Genomic DNA, 24,526 nt, shown 5'->3' with positions numbered 1-24,526 from the left:
TTCTTCCTTTGGTGCCCACTATGTTCACTAGACTCAAGCGTCTAACAACCATTTTTTTGGTTTCTCTCCTATCGATAGGGGTAATGTCGTGCTCCAGTCCAAGCGTGCAAATCTATAGCAAGGAGCAGCCAAAGCTCGATTTAGCGACTTACTTTAACGGTGAAATTGATGCGTATGGCATCTTTACCGATCGAAGTGGCGAAGTCGTTAAGCGCTTTAAGGTTCTGATTAAAGCGAAATGGGAAATGAAAGATGGGAAGCGCGTCGGTACCTTGGACGAAGATTTTGTTTACTCGGATGGCACCAAGCAAAAACGGATTTGGACGCTCACCGAGGTGGCCCCCGGCCGTTACAGTGGCACGGCCAGCGACGTGATTGGTGAAGCAGTGGGTGAATTAGCGGGTAATGCGCTCAACTGGCGCTACACCTTGGCTTTGCCAGTGGATGGGAAAATTTACCATGTGCAATTTAATGATTGGATGTACCTGATGGATGATAAGGTCATGCTCAATAAAGCCGAAATGAGTAAGTTCGGAATTTATTTGGGTGAAGTCACTTTAGCTTTCTATAAACGCTAGATTAATTAGTGTGAATCTGGCAATTACAAGGACTACTTGGCGCAAGATCTGGAATTTTGTTTTATTCCAGATTGGTTGGTTTGCTTGCATCCTAGGCGCTGCACATCAGCAACTTAGTTTGGCGATTACGATTGCACTCATTTGCATCGGGGTTTATCTCTGGTTGCATCAGAATGCACGCAGCGAGCATGAGTTGCTTCTCAAAGTCTTCATTTATGGCCTGATTGCGGACACAATTTTGGTTCAGCTCGGGTGGATTCGGTTTGAATCCGATGTTCCATTCGCGGCCATTTCACCGGTCTGGATGTGGGCGCTATGGCTGGTCTTTGCTACCACCCTGAAAGAGTCGATGTCTTGGCTACAAGGTAAAAACGGTTTAGCTGCGATTTTGGGGGCTATTGCGGGACCGCTATGTTACGAAGCGGGGGTGCGCCTCGGCGCCGCCAACTGGCCAAGCCCAGAGGATCGGGTTTTTGCATTGATTTACTTGGCGGTGGTTTGGGCGATTGCAATGCCAGTATTTCTATATTTTGCCAAAGAAAAATAATATTTGTATATAAATCAATACTTTATAAGTAAATAAGTACTTACTTAACTCAACATCAAGCTAATCATGCAAATAAATCAGAAATGCCTACTTGCAAACAATACTGTTTTTATATACAGTAACCGTACAGTATGAATTTCAGCAATTAAGCAAGTAAAACCGAACCGATATCTAGAAAAGGATGGCCATGGACGACAAGAAAAAATCAGCCTCATCAGAGTTTGCAGGGATGAGTGGCGAGAAGCAAAAAGCACTAACGGCTGCCTTGGCCCAAATTGAAAAGCAGTTTGGTAAAGGCTCGATCATGCGTCTTGGCGATGCTGAAATTAATCAAGATATTCAAGTGGTGTCGAGTGGCTCATTGGGCCTCGATATCGCCCTAGGCGTCGGTGGTCTCGCCCGTGGCCGTGTGATTGAAATCTATGGTCCAGAGTCCTCCGGTAAAACGACATTAACTTTGCATGCTGTGGCCGAAATGCAAAAGCTCGGTGGTACGTGCGCATTCATCGATGCCGAACATGCGCTTGATGTCCAGTACGCCGCTAAATTGGGTGTGGATGTCAATAATCTACTAATTTCTCAACCCGACACCGGTGAGCAGGCATTGGAAATTGCCGATGCGTTGGTGCGTTCAGGCTCGATTGATTTAATCGTGATTGATTCGGTGGCAGCCTTAGTTCCAAAGGCCGAGATTGAGGGCGACATGGGTGATTCATTGCCAGGCCTGCAGGCACGACTGATGAGCCAAGCCTTGCGTAAGTTAACTGGCACCATTAAGCGTACTAATTCCATGGTGATATTCATTAACCAAATTCGGATGAAGATTGGTGTGATGTTTGGCTCGCCAGAAACTACGACTGGCGGTAATGCACTCAAGTTCTATGCCTCAATGCGTCTTGATATTCGTAGGATTGGTAGCATCAAGAAGGGGGATGATGTGATCGGTAACGAGACCCGTGTGAAGGTGGTAAAGAATAAAGTCTCGCCACCATTCCGCGAAGCGATCTTTGACATCATGTATGGTTCAGGCATCTCCCGTGAAGGCGAAATTATCGATATGGGCGTTGAGGCTGAGATTGTTGAAAAGTCAGGTGCTTGGTATAGCTATAACGGCGATCGCATCGGCCAAGGTAAAGATAATGTGCGCGAGTTCTTAAAAGAGAATCCTGAGATTGCAAAAGAGATCGAAGCTAAGATTCGACAAAAGCTTGGCGTAAAGAGCGGCGGTACCCTCATTAGCGAGACCTTGGATGATGAGGAGATTGAATCCGCGAGCGCGTAATGCCAGGATTGAATCATGCTTCTAAACAAAGCCCGAGTCTCAAAGCTCGGGCTTTGCGTCTTTTATCCCGACGTGAATACAGCCGTCATGAACTTGCCCAAAAGTTACTGCGTTCATACGGTCAAGCAGAAGAGAATCCACCTGCTGACCTTGAAGAACAAATTAACCAGGTTTTGAATGACTTTGAGGTTCAGGGCTGGTTATCCGATGAACGGTATGCGCAGGCCCTCGTGCGACGGCGCAGTCAGCGCTACGGTTTGCGCCGCGTAGCCGATGAATTGCAGCGGGCTGGAATTGCGCCGGGTATGATTTCAGAGCTGAGTCATGAGCTTAGCTCCTCTGAATTTGAGCGTGCTCAGGCCTTATGGGCTCGTAAATTTGGTGAAATTTCCTCCGACCCAAAGGAGCGCGCCAAGCAGTACCGATTCTTGGTTTCAAAAGGCTTTCATCCAGAGCTTGTCGGCCGACTGATTAGCGGTCGGACCCCCTCGAAATAGCTAATTTGGTGCAGTGAAAATGTTAGACTTATGGGTCTTTTGAGGGCGTATTAAGCCTTTTTTGCCTTGATTTGGGTCAATGACCCAAGGGCCCTATCAAGGAAAATAGCTTTTGACGCTGGCGTTGAAATTTAATCATTCCAGGAGTTGCTATGAAAATTCATGAGTACCAAGGCAAGGAGATTCTGCGCCAATTTAATGTACCGGTACCCAATGGTATTCCAGCGTTTAGTGTTGATGAGGCCATCGAAGCAGCGAAAAAATTAGGTGGACCAGTTTGGGTGGTGAAGGCGCAGATTCATGCGGGCGGTCGTGGTAAAGGTGGTGGCGTGAAAGTAGCCAAGAGCATGGATGAGGTCAAGCAATACGCCAGTGCAATCTTGGGCATGCAACTAAAAACCCATCAGACTGGCCCCGAAGGACAAAAAGTGCGGCGCCTCTTAGTCGAGGATGGCGCTGACATTAAAAAAGAGTACTACCTCGGAATTTTGACCGACCGTGCCACCCAGAAGGTGGTTGTTATGGCCTCGAGCGAGGGTGGCATGGATATCGAAGAGGTAGCTGCAAAGACTCCTGAGAAAATCATTAAAGTATTTGTTGATCCCTTAACTGGTTTAACCGATGCGCAGTGCGATCAGCTGAGTAAAGGTATTGGGGTTCCGGAAGGTTCGCAAGCCCAAGCGCGTGAGGTATTGAAGAATCTCTACAAAACCTACTGGGATACGGACGCATCTCTGGTGGAAATTAATCCACTCATTTTGGAGGGCAACGGCAAGATTAAGGCTCTCGATGCAAAATTTAATTTTGATTCAAATGCGCTGTATCGCCATCCTGAAATCGTGGCCTATCGTGATGTGGATGAAGAGGATGCTGCAGAAATTGAAGCATCTAAATTTGATCTTGCCTATATTTCCTTAGATGGCAATATTGGTTGCTTGGTCAATGGCGCAGGTTTGGCAATGGCTACGATGGATACGATCAAACTATTTGGTGGTCAGCCAGCCAACTTTTTGGATGTGGGCGGTGGCGCAACTGCAGAGAAAGTGACCGAAGCCTTCAAGATCATGCTCAAGAACAAGAGCGTGAAAGCGATTTTGGTCAATATTTTTGGTGGCATCATGCGTTGCGATGTGATTGCCGATGGCGTAGTAACTGCGTGTAAGGCAGTGAATTTATCTGTTCCTTTGGTGGTTCGGATGAAGGGTACCAATGAAGAGTTAGGCAAGAAAATCTTGGCCGACTCGGGATTGCCCATCATCAGTGCTGATTCCATGGCCGAAGCGGCAACGAAAGTTGTGGCGGCCGTTCAAGGCAAGTAAGCGACCATCTAATTTGAGGAAATCACTATGTCAATCTTGATTAATAAAAACACACGCGTTATCACTCAGGGGATTACCGGTAAGACCGGTCAGTTTCATACGGAGAAGTGCCAGGAATACGCCAATGGTAAGAATTGTTTTGTGGCTGGCGTCAATCCCAAAAAAGCTGGTGAGTCAATTTTCGGGATTCCAATTTTCGGAACGGTTAAGGATGCAGCCAAAGAAACCGGTGCCACTGTCTCGGTGATCTATGTTCCACCCCCAGGGGCTGCCGCAGCGATTTGGGAAGCTGTTGAAGCAGATCTCGATTTAGTCATTTGCATCACCGAGGGAATTCCGGTTCGCGACATGCTTGAGGTTCGCAACAAGATGCTGCAAAAAGAAGCCAAGGGCGGCAAAAAGACTTTGTTGTTAGGCCCTAATTGCCCCGGTTTGATTACTCCCGAGGAAATCAAGATCGGCATCATGCCCGGTCATATTCACCGTAAAGGCCGGATTGGCGTTGTCAGTCGTTCCGGTACCCTGACGTATGAAGCCGTGGGGCAGTTATCTGCGATTGGTCTTGGCCAGTCAAGTGCGGTTGGCATTGGTGGAGATCCCATCAATGGCTTAAAGCACATCGATGTAATGAAATTGTTTAATGAAGACCCCGAGACAGATGCGGTCATTATGATCGGTGAAATTGGTGGTCCTGATGAGGTTGAGGCAGCACGTTGGTGCAAGACCAATATGAAAAAGCCAGTTGTTGGCTTTATTGCGGGCGTGACAGCGCCTCCAGGTAAGCGTATGGGTCATGCTGGTGCGTTGATTTCCGGTGGTGCCGATACCGCGGATGCCAAATTAGCGGTGATGGAAGAGTGTGGCTTTAAGGTCACCAAAAACCCCTCTGAGATGGCCGTCCTATTAAAAGGAATGTTGTAATTTAATACTATAAAGAGGATTTCATATGGATTTCACAGCATTCACTGATGCAAGTTTTTGGGCGGCCCTAGGATCAATCATGATCGTCAATATTTTGCTCTCAGGTGACAATGCAGTGGTTATTGCACTTGCATCACGAAATTTGCCCCCCCATCAACAAAAGAAAGCCATTTTTTGGGGGAGTGCTGCTGCAATCATTATGCGCGTTGTATTAACGATTACCGCAGTTAAATTGCTAACTCTACCGTACTTAAAATTAGTAGGCGGTATCTTATTGGTTTATATCGGCGTGCAATTGCTCGCAGATAGTGATGGCGATGAGGACATGAAGGCTGAGTCTAGTATTTGGTCAGCAATTCGAACTATTTTGATTGCCGACCTGGTAATGAGTCTTGATAATGTACTTGCCGTTGCCGCTGCTGCTCAGAGTGGCCCAGAAGAAACGAGGATGCTCTTGTTGATCATCGGACTAGCCTTATCCATACCATTAATTATTTTTGGCAGCAGTATGCTTTTAAAGTTGATGGATCGTTTTCCGATCATCATTACCTTTGGTGCGGGCCTACTTGGATGGCTTGCAGGGGGCATGATTGTGGATGATCCTGCCATCACTGAAAGTTTGCAAGCAATGTTTGGTGATATTCGATTGCTTGCTGAAATTATCGGCGTTACTATTGTGATTGCGCTTGGAATATATCTTAAAAGAAAAAACAGTCATCAATCTGAATAAGCTGCTTCACTTATCTTAAAAAGCTGGCATCAAAAACCAGCTTTTCTTACGGATGAGCATAGAGCTTTATAAAAAAATCCTGCGATGATTACTCTTTTAGAGAGGAAGATGATGAACGAACAGCATAATGATCAAGCAGGGTTTACATTAATTGAAGTGATGGTTGTGGTTGCAATCGTTGGTATTTTAGTGGCTGTGGCAGTTCCTCAATACCAGGATTATATTGCGCGTGGGAGAGTGGTAGAAGGATTGAATCTTGCATCGGCAGCTAAATTAGCCGTTACAGAAAGTTATGCCACGAAAGGTCCAAATTTGATGGATCAGTCAACCAGAGAGGCGTTTATTTTTAATCCCACCCAAAGCGTTAAAGAAATCGAGATTCTGCCTGATGGCACTATCGCAATTGATTATCAGAGTTCTGTTGCCGCCAATGGAAAAAATACCTTATATTTAATTCCAACTAACGAGCCTGATATCGGCAACCCTAGAAGTATCGATTTATCCCAATCCGGCATCAGTCAAACTTGGTCAGGTGGCTGGTCTTGTCGATCTGACAAGACTACCTTAGCTGCAAAACTTCTGCCTGCAGAATGCCGCTTGGCAAAACCTTAAGAATTTCATCTTTCAATTTTGCCCACATGATCTTCGATTAATGTGGGCGCCTCTTTTCGTACAAAATCCATAAATGCCCTAGAGACTGACGAGGTTTGTTTGCCGACGGGGTATACGAATTGCCACTGTTTTTCGATAGGGAAGCCTTGAACATTAAGGATGGAGAGTCGTGGCTCAAAGGTGTCTAGTCCTAGCGTGTATTGGGACAAAATGGAAATACCGAGCCCTGCAAGAATAGCTTGTTTGATGGCCTCATTGGTTGATAGTTCCATTTGAACATGAGGCTCTAGTCCATGATGATCAAACGCTTCATAAGCCACCATTCGAGTTCCAGAACCCGGCTCACGCATAATAAATTTCTCATTTTTTAATTGCTCAATAGAAATTTTTTTCTCGTGAGCTAGGGGGTGATCTTCGCGAGCAAAAACAACCATTGGATTCGGAAGAATCGGTTGTGTGACAATTTCAAAATCATCAGGCGGATTTGAGAATACATAGAGATCATCCTCATTTCGCGAGAGCCGATCAATTAAGGTATTGCGATTATGAATTTGAAGGCTAACTTCAATTGCGGGATGAAGTTTTACAAATTCGGCTAATAAACGGGGTACAAAATACTTACCAGTTGTGCTTACCGCTAAACGAAGACGTCCATGCTCTAAACCACGCAGATCAGAGAGGGACTCCTCAATATTACTTAGGGTTGTAAAAAGCAATTGACAGCCGTTATAGAGGTTTTCTCCAGCTGGTGTAAGGTAAATTCTTTTACCAATTTGCTCAAAAAGAGGGATTTGCAGGTTGTCAGCTAGTTTTTTTATCTGGGCAGATACGGTGGGTTGAGCTAAATGCAGCTCATCTGCTGCTTTTGTGAAGCTTGAAAGTCTGGCCACCGCTTCAAAAACGGCCAATTGAGGAAGCATTCCATGGCGGAGATAGCGTTTAATCGATGAATTGAGCATAACCTCTGTACCTTTTCAGGGTAAACAAAGGTCTTGCTCTGGTATTAGATAGGCTATCTAAAAAATACCCTCAGTAGGCCGGGGTACAAAATACCCGAAATGACGACCTAAAGACAAAGGACAGAATGTCCAGGAGCTACTCCCACTTTGCGATAAGTTGTTATTAAATCACAAATTTTTAGTATTTACAAGGAATAGTTCATTTATAAACATAATGGTAACCATTCCTTTTTGATTTAATAAATCATTAATTGTAATCATGAACATTATTAAAAACCATTATTCAAATAGAAAGAGGCTCGTAATAATGTTGAGAGAAATTAAAAATGAAAGGGTAATTTGTGGAACTATTTTCAGCTGAGTTTTTTTCGGCCCTACTGGCAATCATAGTCATTGATTTGGTTCTGGCTGGAGACAATGCGATTGTGATCGCGATGGCTGCGCGTAACCTGCCGGCTCATTTACAAAAGAAAGCAGTTGTTTGGGGTGCTGTTGGAGCGATTGTGGTTCGTAGTGCGATGACACTGGTTGTTGTTTGGTTACTAAAAATACCGGGACTCTTACTGATTGGCGGAGCTTTACTCGTTTGGATTGCATATGGACTACTAAAGCCAAAAGACGAGGATGAGAACCATGGAGAGGGTTCCTCATCTTTTTGGGGTGCTATGAAAACAATCATTATTGCCGATGCAGTAATGGGTGTAGATAACGTTTTAGCTGTTGCCGGTGCCTCGCATGGCAGCTATTTGTTAGTTGTTTTGGGCCTACTCATTAGTATTCCAATCGTCATTTGGGGTTCAACGTTTATTTTGCGATTACTAGAGCGCTATCAATCAATCATCTACATTGGCGCCGCAGTCCTTGCATTTACTGCAGCAAAAATGATGATGAGTGAGCCATTAATTAAAGATCTACCTGTTTTTGCAAATAACTTGTTTACATATTTAGTTTATTTGCTGGTTATTGGGGGAGTCTTGACCGCCGGATTTATCAAAAATCAAATGCATTTAGAAGCAAAAATACAAGAGCGTGCAGTACAAGACAAAGAGGCGTTTTTAATTTCTTCGCCTCAAAACACTTCAAGTCATGGAGGCTCATCAATGAAACGTATTCTTTTGCCAGTTGACGGAAGTAAAAATTCTGAATTTGCAGTCCGTCACGTTGTGAATCAGTTTATTCAGAATTCAGCGATGGAAATTCATTTAATTAATATTCAACCAAAACTGCCACGTCATATCGGTCGTTTTTTAAGTAAACAGAATGTTCAAGAATGGAACCAACAAAAGTCAAATCTTGCGCTTGCAAATGTCCGCAGGATTCTTGAATCACACGCTATTCCACATAGTGTCATCAGTAAAACTGGCGACCGCGCTAAGATTATTGCCGATGAAGCTCGTCGATTGCGTTGTGACCAAATTGTGTTGGGTACTGCTCGGAAGAACTCGTTTACACGAATGTTAGAAAATTCAACCACTAACAAATTGATTGAAATTACAAATATTCCAATTGAGGTAGTGTCTGGAGAGTCAGTATCACCCTTTGAGCGGTGGGGAATTCCCACTGCTGGAGCTGGAATTATCGCTACTTTGCTTGGGGTTATTCTCGACTAGATTGTTTTAAATGCGGTATATAAGTGGCCCTACTTGTTAGGGCCATTTTTTTTTGGATGGTTACTCAATCAATTTTGAGGCGATACTTTTAAATCGTTGCGGTGAAAAATCTGTTAAAGTTCGACGTAAATTAAATAAACTAAAAAAATTCGTAGTCAATATTTTTTCACCTAATTAGTTTGCAGATATTATCGCGAATGAACCTTATCGTTGCTTAATTTGTTGACATAAAAACTTAAAGCTAAAAGAGCAAATATGGAATTCTTAACACTAATTGATTGGTCTATTGTTATTCAAATTATCATTATTGACCTTCTTTTGGGGGGAGATAATGCGCTAATTATTGCCTTAGCATGTCGCAATCTACATCCTGACCAGCGCAAAAAAGGAATTATTTATGGTACCGCTGGGGCTATCATTCTTCGCGTGATTTTGGTTGCATTTGCAGTTACGTTATTACAAATTCCTTTTCTAAAACTAGTTGGCGCTATTTTGCTAATCTGGATTGGCTACAAACTCATTGCTCAGCAAGATGAAAATCAACATACTTTACAAGGGCCCAATCAACTATTTGCGGCAATCAAAACGATTATCGTGGCCGATATTGTGATGAGTCTTGATAACGTTCTGGCTATTGCTGGGGCTGCTGGACAGGTTAATAATCCGTCTCATCAAGTTGGATATGTCATTTTTGGCCTAGTTGTGTCTGTGCCTATCATTATTGCAGGCAGCAAAATGGTTTTATTTTTAATTGACCGCTTTCCATTTATCGTTACTGCCGGTGCTGGTTTATTGGGCTGGATTGCGGGAGGAATGATCGTTACAGATCCTGGTTTGATTAAGTATTTTGGTGAAGGCATTGCTAATTATGAAATTATCGCCGAAATTATTTCAGCAATTATTGTGATGGGGTCTGGAGAATTTGTTAAGCGATGGCATAAAAAAGCGAATCCGGCTTAATGGTCCACAAGACTCAGAAAATTAATTTAGTAGAAAAGATTTTAATTGGAGAAATACTTACTATCTAGTAAAAGCATCATGCTCTTTACTAAAGCAGCTGCTTAGCTCGCCTTCCAATCCCCCGATTTACCACCGCTTTTTTCAAGTAACTTAATGTCGCTCATGACCATGCCACGGTCTACGGCTTTACACATGTCATAGATAGTGAGGAGGGCAATTTGGGTGGCGGTGAGCGCTTCCATTTCAACGCCGGTGGGTCCGGTGGTCTCGGCTCTAGCTTGACAATAAATCGTGTGGCTGGATGGATCAGATTGAAACTCAATACTGACGTGGGTGAGTGCTATGGGGTGGCAGAGGGGGATCAGATCAGCGGTTTTCTTGGCCGCCTGTATTCCAGCGATTCGGGCAATGCCAAGGACATCTCCCTTTTTATGACCGCCCGACTCAATGAGTTGATAGGTGTTAGGATTCATTTGAATCCGGCCAGTCGCGATCGCTACCCGGTGGGTAGAGGCTTTATCGCCAATATCGACCATATGCGCTTGGCCACTGGAATCAAAATGCGTCAGTTTGTTCATATAAGAGGTTTTACCATATAGGCATGAGGAAGCAAACAAAACGAATCATTGCTTTGTTCTTAAGCGGGGTCTTAAGCGTCTCTTCCTTCGCCCAACAATCTGGGGTATCGGTCACCCAAGACAATGCAGCAAAGGAGAACCTTGGGCGCGTAATTCAGTCACCGGAAGCGCGCTCAGCCAATTTACCCTCCCGAAATACTTTGCAATCGCAACCCACTTTGGTCTTACCAGATATGGGTGATCCTGGCGGTGATGCCCTCAGTCCGCTTGATGAGCGTAAGATCGGCGAGCAGATCATGCGAGAGATTCGTAGGGATCGGGATTTTTCCAATGATTGGCCCATTTATGATTACCTCAATTCGATGGAGCGGCGTCTCATGCAAGCTGCAAAACGCTTGCAACTCGGTGGAGCGAATGCGCAAGGTAGTGCCGCATATGACTATGAGGTATTTGCAGTGAAGGATCCATCGATTAATGCATTTGCATTACCCGGTGGATTTATTGGATTTCATACAGGGCTTTTAATTACTGCGGAAACCGATTCAGAGGTCGCCTCGGTGATGGGTCATGAGATTGGTCATGTATTGCAACGCCACTTGGCGCGCTCTCTAGAACGTCAGGGTACGAACTCCATCATCGCGTTGGCTGGCATTGTGCTTGGAGCATTGGCCGCGGCTAGTAATCCCGGTGCTGCTGCCGGCCTAATTACGGGTGGCCAAGCGCTTGCGATTCAGAATCAACTCTCGTACTCGCGGGATGCGGAGCGCGAGGCTGATCGTATTGGTTTTCAGATCTTACAAGCAAGTGGTTACGATGTGAATGGCGCACCCGCATTCTTTCAGCGTTTACAAAAGGCTTACGGAATCATGGATAGTGGTGTGCCAGGATATTTGCGCACCCATCCCTTAACCACCGACCGAATTGCCGATATGCAAGATCGGGCAAGGACCGTCGCACAAAATCGAGTGCCCAGTGCGCTCGAGTTTTATCTCATTAAAGCTCGCGCTCGCGTCGAGCAAAGTGGGAGTACCAGCGGCTTATTTGATCTGCGTAATTTATTTGAGAGTTTGAGCAAACAAGCCGCCCCCGAAAAGCAAATGGAAGGTTTCTATGGTTTAGCTTTGGTTGCCCAGCGCCAGGGGCGCTTTGATCAGGCTGAAGGTTTTTTACAAAAGGCTCGGGCTGTGGCACAAAATGTCTTAGCTCCTGGCTCACCAGTTCAGCGTCAGAGTTTATCGTTTGATTACACGGCATCTGAGTTAGCGCTTGCTCGAGGTAAGCCAGAGGAGGCTTTGCAGTATGCCCAAAATGCGGCCAAGATGGATCCCTTCTCATTCTCTGCAGCCGTGGCGACAGTCAACGCGGAACTACGTTTGGGGCGGGTTAATGAGGCCATCACCTTGTTGCGCGCGAAGACCAAAGCACAGCCGAACGAGACGATCTGGTGGGATTTATTAGCGCGTGCGTATGACCAAGACAAAAAGATTGGTTTGCGGCATTACGCCCTTGCCGAAAAATTTGCAACTGAAGGAGCTTGGCCATCGGCGATTGAACAGCTCAAGATTGCACGCTCGGCCGCCGGCAATGATTTTTATCTGGGGTCCGTGATTGATGCGCGATTGCGCGTGTTTCAGAATCAGTATCGCGAAGAACAAAAAGAGCAAAAAAAGAGCTAGTGCAGTTCGTGCTGATCGCTCGGAAACTCAAAGTCATCATCGTGGGAACGACTGGCATGTAAATGGGCAATGCGCCAGCCTTTGCCGTCTTGCATGAGGACCAAGGTGATATTGATCATAAAGTCGGCTTCAATTTGGTTATTTTTAAAATAGACTGCTTCCGTTGAATCAAACACTGCAGCGCTCACAGTAATGTGTTCAATACAAGCGATCGGTTCTAAATAGAGGGGCCTTGCGAGCATGCGCTCCAGCCCTGCACGAATCTCCGCATGACCGCTTAAGCGGTTGCCCTCTGGTAGCACGCACGTAATCGAGTCGTCATCGAGCCATAAGGCAAGTGCTCCTTCGACATCCCCTTGCCGCAGGGTCTCACGCCAGGCATCAATCACCTCATCGGGATTCTGAAAAAGTTGTGCAAAGCGCGGCATAAGTTATTTATTGGGTCTTTAATGGTGTAAGCATACTGTAGACGCGTTGCGAATCGATCTGATTGAGGCAATTGAGATGCTCCAGTGGGCAGGTGCGTTGATAGCAGGGGCTGCAGTCTAATCCGAGCCAAATGATTTGGGCATTTTGGGATAAGGGCGGCGTATGCTCGGGATTACTTGAACCAAAAATAGCAATTTGTGGAATCGAAAGGGCTGCGCCAATATGCATGAGACCCGAGTCGTTGCTAATGAGGAATGTGCACTGTGCAATGAGTGCCATCGATTGGTCTAAGCGAATCGCACCGCACCAATTATGGATGCGATCAGATCGATTGGCAGCTTGCAGAATTTCTTGCCCAAGCGCATGATCGGCTTGGCTGCCAAGAATGATAATTTTCGCATCTAGATTGCCTTCCAAGATCTGATTCGCTAATTGCGCAAAGTGACTTGTTGGCCAGCGTTTTGCCGAGCCGTATTCGGCGCCAGGGGCAAAACCATAAAGAGGCGCGCCACCGATCTGATCGATTTTTTCTCTTGCCCATTGCGCAAGAGTTGGATCAATGCTTAATTTTGGTAATGGTAGATTTTGAGGATTGCTTGTTTGGTCTAGCGCGCCACCCAATAATCTTGCATAGTGTTCCATCATGGGCGTACGCGCTTGACGTGATGGGTTGGGTAAAGAGTGATTGATTAATCCAAACCGAAATTCGCCCTGGTAGCCAATCCGTTTTGGGATGCCTGCAAGCCATGGGATGAGTGCCGACTTCATGCTATTTGGTAATACAAATGCCATCTCATAACCTTGCTTCTTTAGTTCACGGGCGATTGATCGTCGTAAACTCCACTGCAGGGCACCATGCTGAAAATCACGCTCGATGATTGTTTCAACTACAGGACAGGCGCGATAGATAGGCCCTACCCATGGGGTGCACAGGACATCAATGCTGCAATTGGGAAACTTGGTATGAATGAGCGTGATGAGCGGCAAAGACATAACCGCATCCCCAATCCAATGGGGGGCGATAACGAGGATGCGTGGCATAGCGAAGCCCCGTTTCGGAGCGATATTAGTGGCCGTGGGGTTCGGTGCCAGGAATCAAGTGGTATTCAGTGCCGCAATAGGGGCATTTCACCTGACCGGTAGCCAGAATATCCAGGAAAACGCGCGGGTGATAGTTCCAGGCTGGGGTATCTTTCGTTGGGCAATGCAGTGGTAAGTCATTGCCGTGAACCATAACCGCATTTAATTCGTTTAAATCACTCATAGCAATCTAAATTAGACAGTGGTTAACCAAGCGCGATAACGGTCGTTACGACCATATACCGTATCGAAAAATACATCCTGAATTTGTTTGGTGATCGGACCGCGTTTGCCATCGCCAATGGTTCGGTCATCCAACTCCCGAATGGGAGTAACTTCAGCGGCGGTGCCGGTGAAGAAGGCTTCATCTGCTGAGTACACCTCGTCACGGGTGATGCGTTTTTCTCGAACCTCCAACCCTAAGTCTTTGGCAATGCGGATGATCGAGTCTCGGGTAATGCCATCAAGACAGGATGCGAGATCAGGGGTGAAGACGATGCCATTGCGTACCATGAACATGTTCTCGCCTGAACCCTCAGAGACGTAGCCTTCGGTATCCAATAGAAGGGCCTCATCGTAGCCATTGGCAGCCACCTCTTGATGTGCCAGGATTGAATTAATGTAGTAACCCGAGGCCTTTGCACGAACCAGAGAGGAATTTACGAAGTGGCGGGTAAAGGATGAGGTTTTGACCCGAATCCCTTTGTTAATGCCATCTTCGCCAAGGTAAGCACCCCATTGCCATGCTGCAATTGCCGTATGTACTTTATTGCCGGTTGGCGAAATACCTAATTTTTCTGAGCCAATAAAAATAATGGGGCGGATATAGCATGAGGCTAATTTGTTATCGCGCACGACTTGAAGAATGGCCTGTGCAATTTGCTCTTCGCTGTAATCGATTTTCATCTGAAAAATCTTTAGGCCGTTAAAGAGGCGCTTGACATGCTCGGCCAAGCGAAATACTGCCGTGCCATTTTCGGTCTTGTAGGCACGAATACCCTCAAAGATGCCCATGCCGTAGTGAAGGCTATGCGTTAGTACATGAATATTGGCATCCCGCCAGGGGACCATCTTGCCATCGAACCAAATAACTCCATCGCGGTCAGACATCGACATCATTAGCACCTTTATGTTGTGGCGGGCTTGCGGATTATTTATGCAATTTAGCCCTAAAGCCTTATTGTAGAGCAGAGGAATCGCTTGGTCTGCCGCCCAATTAGCCGGGCTTTCTATAATCAGCTCAACTATGGATTTCGCTCGCCTGACTGCTAAATTACCTTACTCGGGTTGGAGCCAGCAACAGCAATCCGCTTGGCGTGACGGATTGAAAACCATGTCACGCTCGGCTCTTGCCATTTTTAGTTGGGCCTTGGTGACCGGTCTCGCGATGGGTAAATCGGCCCTGACAACCGAGCAGGCACTGGCGATGAGTTTATTTGTCTTTGCGGGCTCTGCTCAGCTCGCCGCCCTTCCGCTCATTGGGGCTGGTTTTTCTGTCTTTACGATTTTGATTACTGCATTCATCGTGAACTTGCGTTTTGTGATTTTTAGCATCGGCGTGCAAGCCCACTTTTCTCATTTACCCGCTTGGCGCAGAGCCATCTTGGGGTATTTCACAGCGGATTTTGGGTATTTGATGTACACCAGCCGTTTTCCCGAAGTGCAAGCGGTGACCGAGCGTAAGAACGATTCCTATTACCGCACTTACTTCATGTACGGGCTTGCCACCGGCAATTGGGGCATTTGGCAAGCTGGTTCGATTCTAGGTATCTTAGGCGCGAGTCAAATCCCGGATGATTGGGGGCTGGAGTTTGCCGGGACCTTGGCCTTAATTGCGGTGATTGTCCCAATGCTGGATCACCGGGCAGCCCGCTGGGCGGGGATTGTTGCCGCGATGGTTGCCATCCTGACTTATAGCTTGCCGCTCAAGCTGAATTTGACCGTTGCCATTTTGGCAGCGATCGTGGTTGGGATCTTGGCCGACCGCTCACCCAAGGCAATGCGATGAGGCCAGACTCCTTAGGCTCTTTTGAGATCGCCTTACTGATTGGGGGCATGGCCCTCGTGACCCTTTTAACCCGGGCTTTCTTTGTGTTCTTGGGGGCGCGCGTTCAGGTGCCCGAGTTAGTTCTGCGAGCGATTCGCTATGCACCCTTAGCGGCGATTGTGGGTATTGTTGCGCCTGAGCTGCTTTTACCCCCAGGAGCTGTCGAAATTAGTCAAATGGACTGGAAATCCCCCAATCTTTGGGGTGGATTAGCAGGCTTCACAGCCTATTTCTGGACTCGTCAGATGCTACCAACCCTTATTTTGGGTATGACCGTGTTTAGTTTGGCACGTTACTGGCTCTAAAATGGAAGTCTCACTTCAAATACTCTAATTTCTCCAAATTCAACAGTCTATGTCCACCACCTTACTTCATGTAAAGCGCCTTAGTGATCTCGCAACATCTGGTCTGCTTAAAGGTAAGCGGGTATTCATCCGTGCGGATTTGAACGTGCCTCAAGACGAGGCTGGCAACATTACCGAAGATACGCGAATTCGGGCATCGATCCCAGCGATTCAGATGTGTTTGGATGGCGGGGCGGCAGTGATGGTGACCTCTCATTTGGGTCGGCCTAGCGAGGGGGTATTTAAGGCGGAAGATAGTTTGGCGCCAATTGCCCATCGCATTGCGGAGATCCTAAATCGCAAGGTTCCATTAATTAGCAATTGGGTTGACGGTGGGTTTGAATTAAACCCGGGTGACCTGGTCCTTTTGGAAAACTGTCGGGTCAATGTCGGCGAGAAAAAGAATGCGGATGATTTAGCCAAAAAAATGGCTGCCTTGTGCGATGTCTATGTTAACGACGCTTTTGGCACGGCGCATCGTGCGGAAGCCACGACGCATGGCATTGCCCGGTTTGCCAAAGTCGCATGCGCCGGACCTCTGATGGCTGCTGAGCTCGATGCCTTGAGTCGGGCTTTAGCAGAACCTAGAAGGCCCCTGGTTGCCATTGTGGCGGGCTCCAAGGTATCGACTAAATTAACCATTCTGAAGTCGCTTGCCGAGAAAGTCGATGAATTAATTGTTGGCGGTGGCATTGCCAACACCTTTTTATTAGCTAAAGGCATCAATATTGGTAAGTCACTGGCTGAGCCAGATTTAGTGAATGAAGCTAAAGAAATTATTGCGCTGATGGAAAAGCGTGGGGCGCGCGTCCCAATTCCTGAAGACGTGGTAGTTGCCAACGAGTTATCCCCACTGGCTAGGGCTAATCGGGTGCCAGTTGATGAAGTGGCGCCAGACGACATGATTTTGGATGTTGGTCCCAAAACAGCCGCACAACTATCGATGATGTTGGCGCATGCCGGCACGATTGTTTGGAATGGACCTCTAGGTGTTTTTGAAATCGATCAGTTTGGAGGTGGTACCAAAATGATTGCAGCAGCCATTGCCCACTCGCCAGCATTCTCGATTGCTGGTGGCGGGGATACCTTGGCCGCCATTGCGAAGTACGGCATCGAGAATCAAGTGGACTACATTTCAACCGGAGGCGGGGCGTTCTTAGAGTTTCTTGAGGGCAAAACCCTGCCTGCATTTGCCGTGCTTGCAGAGCGCGCGAAGGAGTAATCATGCAACGAGCTACCAAAATTATTGCCACGCTGGGGCCGGCGTCCGAGAAGCCTGAGGTCTTGCGCGACATGATTCGTGCGGGGCTCAATGTGGTTCGTCTTAATTTCTCACACGGAACCGTCGCCGATCATCAGGCGCGCTATGACCTCGTACGTCAGATATCCAAAGAGCTTGATCGTGAAGTGGGCATTATGGCCGATTTGCAGGGCCCGAAGATTCGGGTGGGCAAGTTCGAGAACGGAAAAGTCATTCTAAAAGAAGGTGCTCGCTTCATCCTGGATATCAATTGTGAGCTTGGCAATGAAGAGCGAGTGGGGTTGGACTATAAAAATTTACCGAATGATGTAGAGGCGGGCGATCGACTTTTACTCAATGACGGTTTGATTGTCTTGGTAGTCGACCAAGTCAAGGGCGGAGAAATTTACACCCGTGTTGAGAGTGGCGGCCCCCTATCAAATAACAAAGGCATTAACCGTGCTGGCGGTGGCTTGACAGCACCTGCTCTCACCGAGAAAGATATTGCTGATTTAGATGCTGCGATTTCCATGGGAATTGATTTCTTAGCCATTAGTTTTCCCAAGGATGGGGCCGATATGGCTTACGCTCGCAAGTTAGCCGATGCCGCAAGTACGAAACATGGCAAAGGCAAAGCCCGCCTGATTGCAAAAGTTGAGCGTGCCGAGGCAATCGTTACTGAAGCCCTGCAAAGCATTATTGATGAGAGCGACGGCATTATGGTGGCGCGGGGTGATTTGGCAATCGAAGTTGGTAATCCAGCAGTACCTGCATTGCAAAAGCGCATGATTCGGATGGCCTTGGATTCCAATAAATTTACGATCACTGCGACCCAAATGATGGAGTCGATGATTAGTGCTCCAGTACCCACTCGTGCCGAGGTGAGCGACGTAGCGAATGCAGTGTTGGATGGTACTGATGCTGTGATGCTCTCAGCAGAATCAGCCACCGGTCAGTTCCCAGTGAAAACCATTGAGCAGATGGCCGCTATTTGCATCGAAGCAGAAAAATCCGAAGTGGTTCACTTGGATACGGACTTCTTGGACCAGCGCTTTGAACGGATTGATCAAGCGATTGCCCTGGGTGCACTCTTTACGGCGCACCATCTCAATGCCACTGCTATCGCCGCTTTGACTGACTCTGGCTCAACGCCAATTTGGATGAGTCGACATAACATTCGAGTGCCCATATTTGCCCTGACCAGTCGCGTGGAAACGCAGCGCGCCTTAAGTACCTATCGCAACGTCAGGCCTTATAGTATCGGCAAAGGAGCTGATCGAGAAGCTGCCTTGCTTCAGGTTGAGGAGCGCTTAAAGAAGTTGGGGGTTGTGAAGTCAGGTGACACAATTGTTTTAACGATTGGTGAGCCAATGGATCAGCCTGGCGGCACGAATACTTTGAAAATTATTAAAGTACGTTAATCATGAATGCCTTACATACCACTTCGATTTCCTCGCTGCCATTAGTTTCGCGAGGTAAAGTGCGCGACGTTTATGCAATCGATCAGGATCGTTTATTAATGATTACGACTGATCGTATCTCCGCATTCGACGTGGTGATGCAAGAAGCCATTCCTGAGAAGGGTGTTGTGCTCAATCAAATGAGTAATTTTTGGTTTGCTCATTTAGCCCATGTCATCCCCAATCACTTGACTGGTATTGATCCTGCCACTGTTGTGAGTGCAGCCGAGGTGGATCAAGTGCGGGCTCGGGCTGTGGTTGCCAAGCGTTTGACGCCCATCTTGGTTGAAGCGGTTGTTAGAGGGTATTTGGCAGGTAGTGGCTGGAAAGACTATCAAGAGACGGGTTCAGTTTGTGGTATTGCCTTACCAAAAGGCATGCAAAATGCGCAAGCTCTACCAGAGCCTATTTTTACTCCTGCCGCCAAAGCGGAGATGGGTCATCACGACGAAAACATTTCTTATGCGGAGGTTGAGCGCCGCATTGGGGTTGAGTTAGCCAAAAAGATCAAAGACACCAGTATTCGGTTGTATACCGAAGCGGCAGACTACGCGCGTCGGCGCGGAATCATTATTGCGGATACAAAATTTGAGTTTGGTTTAGATGCAGAAGGACAGTTGGTGTTAATGGATGAGATCCTAACGGCTGACTCTTCACGGTTTTGGCCCGCCGACACCTATCAAGTCGGCTCCAATCCACCCTCGTTTGATAAGCAATTTTTGCGCGATTGGCTCGAGTCGGTCAGGATTGAAGGCCAGCCTTGGAATAAAGCTGCGCCTGCCCCTCATTTACCCGATGCGATTATTGGTAAAACCGCAGAAAAATATCGTGAGGCCTGGCAACGCCTAACCCAGTAATGGGTACCTAGATCCCCATAAAGACTGCGATAATACAACTTTAAGATTCTTGGAGTATTCATGACGAGTCCGGTCATCGTAGGCGTAGTAATGGGATCTAATTCCGATTGGGATACGATGCAGCACGCAGTCCAAATGCTTGAGCATTTTGGGATTGCTTATGAAAAACAAGTGCTGTCCGCCCATCGCATGCCCGATGAAATGTTTGCCTACGCTGAATCTGCGCAGGCGCGGGGCTTGCGCGCCATCATTGCTGGAGCAGGCGGGGCGGCTCATTTACCCGGCATGCTGGCATCCAAAACGATTGTGCCGGTGTGGGGCGTGCCCGTTCCCAGCAAATATTTGCGAGGAGAGGATTCCTTGTATTCGATCGCGCAGATGCCCAAAGGCATTCCAGTAGCAACGTTTGCGATTGGTGAGGCAGGTGCAGCAAACGCAGCCTTGCATATCGTTGGCATGCTAGCGCATTCGGATCCGGAGCTAGCAAAAAAATTGCTCGCGTTTCGTGCGGAGCAAACCCAAGCTGCCCGCGCAATGAAGTTACCTTAAGTTGCGCAATCCAAACGCATGATGAGTTCATCGCATAGTTCTAATTTGAAGCATCAATCGGCAATTCTTCCACCGGCATGGCTTGGTATTTTGGGTGGCGGTCAGTTGGGTCGCATGTTTGTGCACGAGGCGCAATCCCTGGGCTATAAGGTCTGTGTTTTGGATCCTGATCCCTTGAGCCCGGGAGGCGCTGTTGCTGAAAAGCATTTTTGCGCTAATTACGATGATGCAAATGCATTGCAAGAAATGGCTGCACTTTGCGCAACCATTAGTACTGAGTTTGAAAACGTTCCCGCTAAGACCCTGGATTATTTTGAAGAACAAGGAATCTTTGTGGCGCCCCGTGGCGCTTGTGTTTCGATTGCGCAAGACCGAATTGTAGAAAAGCAGTTTTTGGAACAATGCCAAGGTCTCTCCGGGATTGGTCCAGCTCCTTATGCAGTGATTCGTTCAGAAAGTGATCTTGCCCAGCTACCCGATCATTTATTTCCAGGGATCTTAAAGACATCGCGCTTGGGTTATGACGGCAAGGGACAGGTCACTGTTCATCAACATCATGATTTAGCGAAGGCTTGGCAGGATTTAGGGAGCGTGGCTTGCGTACTTGAAAAACGGATGCCACTGGCACTTGAAGTTTCAGCATTGGTGGTGCGCGGTCACGATGGACAATCTGTTGCGTATCCGATTTCGGAGAACGTGCATCGAAACGGGATTTTGCACACTAGCACTGTTCCATCCCCATCCCTTCAAACGAGCTTAGTACCTAAAATCATTCGCGCTAGTCAGTTGATTGCAGAAAGAATGGGTTACGTCGGCGTTTTGTGTGTGGAATATTTTGTGTTAGATGATCAAACAGTGATCGTTAACGAGATTGCACCAAGGCCCCACAATTCAGGGCATTACACCATGGATGCTTGTGTAACCAGTCAATTTGAGCAACAAGTACGAGCCATGGCGCGCCTACCCTTAGGGGATGTGCGTCTGTTAACGAATGTTTCCATGCTGAATATTTTGGGCGATGCGTGGTTTAGTTCTGGGACGGCGCAAGAACCCGCCTGGAATCAAGTGCTCGATCACCCCAGTGCTAAATTGCATTTGTATGGCAAGGCAAGTCCCAAGCATGGGCGCAAGATGGGTCATATTAATTGCTTAGGTCATACCATTGAGGAAGCAAAGCAGGCCTGTGCTGAGGTTGCCAACCATTTAGGGATTGATCCTTAAATTTGGTAATGACCAAGCCGAATTCGTCCTTAATCGATTGTGCTCTTGATGCAATTCGGACCGGGAAGCTCGTAGCCATCCCTACTGAGACCGTATATGGTTTAGGTGCTGATGCGACTAATCGTGATGCAATCCAAAAAATTTACCAACTCAAGGGCAGGCCCACCAATCACCCCTTGATTGTTCATGTTCAGGCGCCACCGACTAACAGCGAAGACCTTGAAAAAGAGTGGCTAACCATCTTAAGCCCCTGGACTCGGCACATTCCGGAGAGCGCACTTATTTTGATCAAGCACTTTTGGCCCGGACCTCTAACTTTGGTCTTTGAAAAAAGTAAATCGGTTTTGGATTCTGTAACTGGAGGACAGGCTACCGTGGCCATCCGTTCACCGGCTCACCCACTAACCCAAGAGCTATTGCGTCGTTTTGGGGGCGGTATTGCCGCACCATCTGCTAATCGTTATGGGCGCATCTCACCAACGTCGGCTGGCGACGTTGCTGCTGAGTTTCCAAATAATCCAGATCTATTGATTTTAGATGGCGGGTCTTGTGAGCATGGAATTGAGTCAACCATTTTGGATGTCTCTGGCGAAGGACCGCCTCAATTACTTCGTCCAGGATCAATTAGTCCATCCATGATTAGGGCAAGCACCGGAATTGATGTGGTGAGTGGCAGAAGTGCAGCGAGTCAGCCCCGAGTATCAGGTACTCATTTGGCTCACTACGCCCCCCATACTGCACTCTATCTCTATTCAGAATCTGGCATTGCATCGCAACTCGATTCCTTGATTCGTGAAGCACCTGAAGCTAAATTTGCTGTGCTTGTTTGGGAACAAGAGCATTCACACCATGAGGCTCTACTCAAAGCCTATTTGAATCATCTAACGTTTATAGCGCTTGCGATGGATCCCACATTACTTGCAAAGCAACTCTATCGCCTCTTAAGAGATCTTGATCAAGGCCAATACCAAGCCATTTTTATCCCAAGCCTCCCAAAGACCGAGGCGTGGGATGCGGTACGCGATCGGCTTCAGCGCGCATCTTTTGGATCTGGACCGTCCTCTAGCAACCACGTGAGCAGTTGATCATGCACCTCTTGCCCTCGATTGGCTTTGGGGTCATTGATGAACGAGGTTACCGCATAGATTCGACCCGATTTACTGAAGACATAGCCAGAGATAGTGCGCACATTGTTTAGAGAGCCTGTTTTGATGCGGGCCTCTGGTTTTTTCTTGAGGTGTAAAAATTTACGCAGTTGAGTAATCAAGCGATTTCGCATGGTTCCCTCGGATCCTGCGGCCGGTAAGGTAGCGGTAAAGGTCTCAGCGATTGGTAAGTTTTGGGCCGAAATCAAGAGGCTATTCAGATTTCGTGCGGAGATGGCTTCGTTACGGGATAGGCCCGAACCATTCTCAATCACGAGCTCCGGAAAATCCAATCCGCGCTGGTTCAGCCAAGCTTGCACCACACCTTTGGCCGATTCAATATCAGCAGGCTTACCAATTTTTTCAAGGGCGAGCGTCAAAAAAACCTGTCGGGCCATTACATTGTTTGAGAACTTATTAATATCTTTCGCAGCCTCCAAAAGGCTTAAACCTTCAACACTTAATAGGGGGCGGGCATACACAGGAACCGATCCAGCTTGGCCGCGAGGTGGTCGAACCCAAAGCCCCCCCGCTTCTTCCCACGCCGCTGTAAATCCCAGGGTTAAAAAGGTATCGGGATCAAACTTGACAACATTGAATGTAACGCCTTGACAGTTCTGAGCTAGCTCGCCAGTAAAAATAGCTTGCCACTGGATTGCCGATTTATTCTTTACTTGGGAACTTGCAAGCTCCAATGGGTTGGGAACCATCTCAAGGCGGAGATTACGCTTTGCCCCATCGCATGGAGCCGAGCTCATCAAAATATCATTTTGGATCGAAAGGCGGGCTAACTTCGGGGTATAACTAATCTGAAAGCCATCACCATTTTTATTTGGATTAATTTGAAAGGAGAGGGTGCGAAAGGCATACAACAACGGATCTGGTGGAACGTTATAGGCACGTAAGGTTTCGCCATCAATCGTGACCTCTTCCATCACTTGCTTGGCATACGCGCTTCGGTCAAAGACTAAATTGCCATCAATGCGTTGGATACCAAGAGCACGCAATTGTTTCGTTAAACGATCAAGCTCCTCCGGAATCCATTTGGGATCGCCATGGCCTACAAAATAGATGTTTCCTTTTAAGGTTCCATTTTTGATCGCACCATCGGTGAGAAGTTCGGTTTTCCATCGGTACTTTGGCCCCAAAATATCGAGGGCAACCAAGGTGGTGAGTAATTTAATAGTCGAGGCTGGGTTCATGGCCACTTCATCCCGCCAGTTCAAGATCGTGCGGGACTCGGGTTTTGGATTGGCTGACGAGGGGATTTCGCTGACCGCAATGCTGATCGAATCTTTTGGGATCCCACTGCGTTTAATGGCCTGTTCAATGCCCATGGGCAGTGATGATTGCGCTGCAGCACTATGACCAAATAATGGGGTGAGGCAAAAAAGTGCTAGTACTAACCCTAGATCCCGAGTTAAAAAAATACGACTTAGCCGACTAAAGTTCATAAATCCCATTATTTTTTTACTTTGTCTAAAAGTATTTACAGATTTTCTACATATCTTTGCTAGGATAAACGTGGAGATCCAGTTTAGCCAATTCATGGCAATCCGCTTCTCGACAAATAACACCCAATTAAAGGAAATTGATCATGACAAAAGCAGACTTAGTGGATGTGATTGCAGATGGAGCGGATTTAAGTAAAACCAAAGCAGAGGAGGTTCTTAATTTAGCTCTCGATGCGATCAAGGCGAGCGTTGCCAAAGGAAATACGATGCAATTGGTGGGCTTTGGAAGCTTTTCCTTGGGTTCACGCGCAGCCCGAATGGGGCGTAACCCAAAGACCGGCGAACCAATCAAGATTGCAGCCTCTAAGACGGTCAAATTTTCTGCTGGCAAGTCCTTTAAAGACGCAGTGAATAAACGCTAACCCTGATGC

The 24,526-nt window shown here is 47.2% G+C and carries 27 protein-coding genes and 1 pseudogene; 21 read left to right on the top strand and 7 right to left on the bottom strand.

The window, feature by feature from the left end; genetic code table 11:
* The first annotated feature begins 20 nt into the window (after positions 1-20).
* From QUE61_RS08260 to QUE61_RS08225, 8 genes are all read left to right on the top strand, one after another.
* Positions 21-578: a DUF3833 domain-containing protein gene (locus QUE61_RS08260; protein WP_458574712.1), complete on the top strand. Its 558-nt coding sequence runs from the start codon at positions 21-23 to the stop codon at positions 576-578.
* A 10-nt stretch (positions 579-588) separates the two neighbouring features.
* Positions 589-1,125, top strand: coding sequence for a DUF2878 domain-containing protein (locus tag QUE61_RS08255; protein WP_286306752.1), 537 nt, complete (start codon positions 589-591; stop codon positions 1,123-1,125).
* Between the two features lie 187 nt (positions 1,126-1,312).
* On the top strand, positions 1,313-2,407 hold the full coding sequence (gene recA, locus QUE61_RS08250; protein ID WP_234409737.1) for a recombinase RecA: 1,095 nt from the start codon (positions 1,313-1,315) through the stop codon (positions 2,405-2,407).
* Entirely contained in the window at positions 2,407-2,904 is a 498-nt protein-coding gene (gene recX, locus QUE61_RS08245; RefSeq protein WP_286306751.1) for a recombination regulator RecX, read from the top strand. Before recA ends, recX begins: the two co-directional genes overlap by 1 nt.
* Positions 2,905-3,056: 152 nt before the next feature.
* Positions 3,057-4,223 (top strand): ADP-forming succinate--CoA ligase subunit beta, encoded by a 1,167-nt coding sequence (gene sucC / locus QUE61_RS08240; RefSeq protein ID WP_286306750.1) that lies wholly within the window; start codon positions 3,057-3,059, stop codon positions 4,221-4,223.
* Between the two features lie 27 nt (positions 4,224-4,250).
* Positions 4,251-5,144 (top strand): succinate--CoA ligase subunit alpha, encoded by an 894-nt coding sequence (sucD, locus tag QUE61_RS08235; RefSeq protein ID WP_286306749.1) that lies wholly within the window; start codon positions 4,251-4,253, stop codon positions 5,142-5,144.
* 25 nt (positions 5,145-5,169) lie between these two features.
* Positions 5,170-5,874, top strand: coding sequence for a TerC family protein (locus tag QUE61_RS08230; RefSeq protein WP_286306748.1), 705 nt, complete (start codon positions 5,170-5,172; stop codon positions 5,872-5,874).
* An 84-nt stretch (positions 5,875-5,958) separates the two neighbouring features.
* On the top strand, positions 5,959-6,486 hold the full coding sequence (locus QUE61_RS08225) for a pilin (protein WP_286306747.1): 528 nt from the start codon (positions 5,959-5,961) through the stop codon (positions 6,484-6,486).
* A 5-nt stretch (positions 6,487-6,491) separates the two neighbouring features.
* Here QUE61_RS08225 and QUE61_RS08220 read toward each other — a convergent pair whose 3' ends face one another.
* Positions 6,492-7,445: a LysR family transcriptional regulator gene (locus tag QUE61_RS08220; protein ID WP_286306746.1), complete on the bottom strand. Its 954-nt coding sequence runs from the start codon at positions 7,443-7,445 to the stop codon at positions 6,492-6,494.
* Between the two features lie 341 nt (positions 7,446-7,786).
* Between QUE61_RS08220 and QUE61_RS08215 the strand changes: the two are divergent.
* From QUE61_RS08215 to QUE61_RS08205, 3 genes and pseudogenes are all read left to right on the top strand, one after another.
* A pseudogene (locus tag QUE61_RS08215) lies at positions 7,787-8,437 on the top strand (TerC family protein); the annotation flags it as partial.
* 9 nt (positions 8,438-8,446) lie between these two features.
* Positions 8,447-9,055, top strand: coding sequence for a universal stress protein (locus QUE61_RS08210; protein ID WP_353506511.1), 609 nt, complete (start codon positions 8,447-8,449; stop codon positions 9,053-9,055).
* A 255-nt stretch (positions 9,056-9,310) separates the two neighbouring features.
* Complete coding sequence (locus QUE61_RS08205) at positions 9,311-10,015, top strand: TerC family protein (RefSeq protein ID WP_286306745.1); 705 nt, start codon at positions 9,311-9,313, stop codon at positions 10,013-10,015.
* A gap of 101 nt (positions 10,016-10,116) precedes the next feature.
* On the opposite strand, the gene moaC is transcribed toward QUE61_RS08205, so the two are convergent.
* Positions 10,117-10,593, bottom strand: coding sequence for a cyclic pyranopterin monophosphate synthase MoaC (gene moaC / locus QUE61_RS08200; RefSeq protein ID WP_286306744.1), 477 nt, complete (start codon positions 10,591-10,593; stop codon positions 10,117-10,119).
* A 23-nt stretch (positions 10,594-10,616) separates the two neighbouring features.
* Here moaC and QUE61_RS08195 point away from each other — a divergent pair, with 23 nt between their 5' ends.
* Positions 10,617-12,269, top strand: a complete 1,653-nt coding sequence (locus tag QUE61_RS08195) for a beta-barrel assembly-enhancing protease (RefSeq protein ID WP_286306743.1) — start codon at positions 10,617-10,619, stop codon at positions 12,267-12,269.
* On the opposite strand, the gene QUE61_RS08190 is transcribed toward QUE61_RS08195, so the two are convergent.
* Genes QUE61_RS08190 through QUE61_RS08175 form a run of 4 tightly spaced genes read right to left on the bottom strand, consistent with a single transcriptional unit; the run spans position 12,266 to position 14,894 of the window.
* On the bottom strand, positions 12,266-12,697 hold the full coding sequence (locus QUE61_RS08190; RefSeq protein WP_286306742.1) for a nuclear transport factor 2 family protein: 432 nt from the start codon (positions 12,695-12,697) through the stop codon (positions 12,266-12,268). The two genes, QUE61_RS08195 and QUE61_RS08190, sit on opposite strands and share 4 nt — an antisense overlap.
* A 7-nt stretch (positions 12,698-12,704) precedes the next feature.
* Positions 12,705-13,739 (bottom strand): lipopolysaccharide heptosyltransferase II, encoded by a 1,035-nt coding sequence (gene waaF / locus QUE61_RS08185; protein WP_286306741.1) that lies wholly within the window; start codon positions 13,737-13,739, stop codon positions 12,705-12,707.
* Positions 13,740-13,764: 25 nt separating this feature from the next.
* Positions 13,765-13,962, bottom strand: coding sequence for a zinc-finger domain-containing protein (locus QUE61_RS08180; RefSeq protein WP_286223486.1), 198 nt, complete (start codon positions 13,960-13,962; stop codon positions 13,765-13,767).
* A gap of 11 nt (positions 13,963-13,973) precedes the next feature.
* The gene (locus QUE61_RS08175; protein ID WP_286306740.1) at positions 13,974-14,894 is read right to left on the bottom strand and encodes a branched-chain amino acid transaminase; all 921 of its coding nucleotides are present in this window, start codon (positions 14,892-14,894) and stop codon (positions 13,974-13,976) included.
* 130 nt (positions 14,895-15,024) lie between these two features.
* On the opposite strand from QUE61_RS08175, the gene QUE61_RS08170 reads away from it, so the two are divergent.
* Genes QUE61_RS08170 through QUE61_RS08135 form a run of 8 tightly spaced genes read left to right on the top strand, consistent with a single transcriptional unit; the run spans position 15,025 to position 22,581 of the window.
* On the top strand, positions 15,025-15,786 hold the full coding sequence (locus tag QUE61_RS08170; RefSeq protein WP_286306739.1) for an AzlC family ABC transporter permease: 762 nt from the start codon (positions 15,025-15,027) through the stop codon (positions 15,784-15,786).
* Positions 15,783-16,130 carry an AzlD domain-containing protein gene (locus QUE61_RS08165; RefSeq protein WP_286306738.1) on the top strand — a complete coding sequence of 116 codons (348 nt, stop codon included), beginning with the start codon at positions 15,783-15,785 and terminating at the stop codon, positions 16,128-16,130. Before QUE61_RS08170 ends, QUE61_RS08165 begins: the two co-directional genes overlap by 4 nt.
* Before the next feature lie 49 nt (positions 16,131-16,179).
* Positions 16,180-17,391: a phosphoglycerate kinase gene (locus QUE61_RS08160; RefSeq protein ID WP_286306737.1), complete on the top strand. Its 1,212-nt coding sequence runs from the start codon at positions 16,180-16,182 to the stop codon at positions 17,389-17,391.
* A 2-nt stretch (positions 17,392-17,393) separates the two neighbouring features.
* Positions 17,394-18,830: a pyruvate kinase gene (pyk, locus tag QUE61_RS08155; RefSeq protein ID WP_286306736.1), complete on the top strand. Its 1,437-nt coding sequence runs from the start codon at positions 17,394-17,396 to the stop codon at positions 18,828-18,830.
* 2 nt (positions 18,831-18,832) lie between these two features.
* Positions 18,833-19,726 (top strand): phosphoribosylaminoimidazolesuccinocarboxamide synthase, encoded by an 894-nt coding sequence (locus tag QUE61_RS08150; protein ID WP_458574711.1) that lies wholly within the window; start codon positions 18,833-18,835, stop codon positions 19,724-19,726.
* 60 nt (positions 19,727-19,786) lie between these two features.
* The gene (gene purE / locus QUE61_RS08145; RefSeq protein ID WP_286306735.1) at positions 19,787-20,275 is read left to right on the top strand and encodes a 5-(carboxyamino)imidazole ribonucleotide mutase; all 489 of its coding nucleotides are present in this window, start codon (positions 19,787-19,789) and stop codon (positions 20,273-20,275) included.
* Positions 20,276-20,296: 21 nt separating this feature from the next.
* Positions 20,297-21,496, top strand: coding sequence for a 5-(carboxyamino)imidazole ribonucleotide synthase (locus QUE61_RS08140; protein ID WP_286306734.1), 1,200 nt, complete (start codon positions 20,297-20,299; stop codon positions 21,494-21,496).
* A gap of 8 nt (positions 21,497-21,504) precedes the next feature.
* The gene (locus QUE61_RS08135; RefSeq protein ID WP_286306733.1) at positions 21,505-22,581 is read left to right on the top strand and encodes an L-threonylcarbamoyladenylate synthase; all 1,077 of its coding nucleotides are present in this window, start codon (positions 21,505-21,507) and stop codon (positions 22,579-22,581) included.
* Here the strand turns inward: QUE61_RS08135 and dacB are convergent.
* A complete protein-coding gene (dacB, locus tag QUE61_RS08130; protein WP_286306732.1) occupies positions 22,527-24,095 on the bottom strand; it encodes a D-alanyl-D-alanine carboxypeptidase/D-alanyl-D-alanine endopeptidase in 1,569 nt (522 codons plus the stop codon). The two genes, QUE61_RS08135 and dacB, sit on opposite strands and share 55 nt — an antisense overlap.
* Positions 24,096-24,238: 143 nt before the next feature.
* On the opposite strand from dacB, the gene QUE61_RS08125 reads away from it, so the two are divergent.
* Positions 24,239-24,517 carry an HU family DNA-binding protein gene (locus tag QUE61_RS08125; protein WP_286306731.1) on the top strand — a complete coding sequence of 93 codons (279 nt, stop codon included), beginning with the start codon at positions 24,239-24,241 and terminating at the stop codon, positions 24,515-24,517.
* Positions 24,518-24,526: the final 9 nt, after the last annotated feature.

Origin of the sequence: Polynucleobacter sp. HIN5, assembly GCF_030297555.1 — a bacterium.
In the GTDB taxonomy this organism is placed as follows: domain Bacteria; phylum Pseudomonadota; class Gammaproteobacteria; order Burkholderiales; family Burkholderiaceae; genus Polynucleobacter.
Note: the sequence above shows the minus strand (reverse complement) of the source record. Positions and strands in the feature narration are given on the sequence as shown.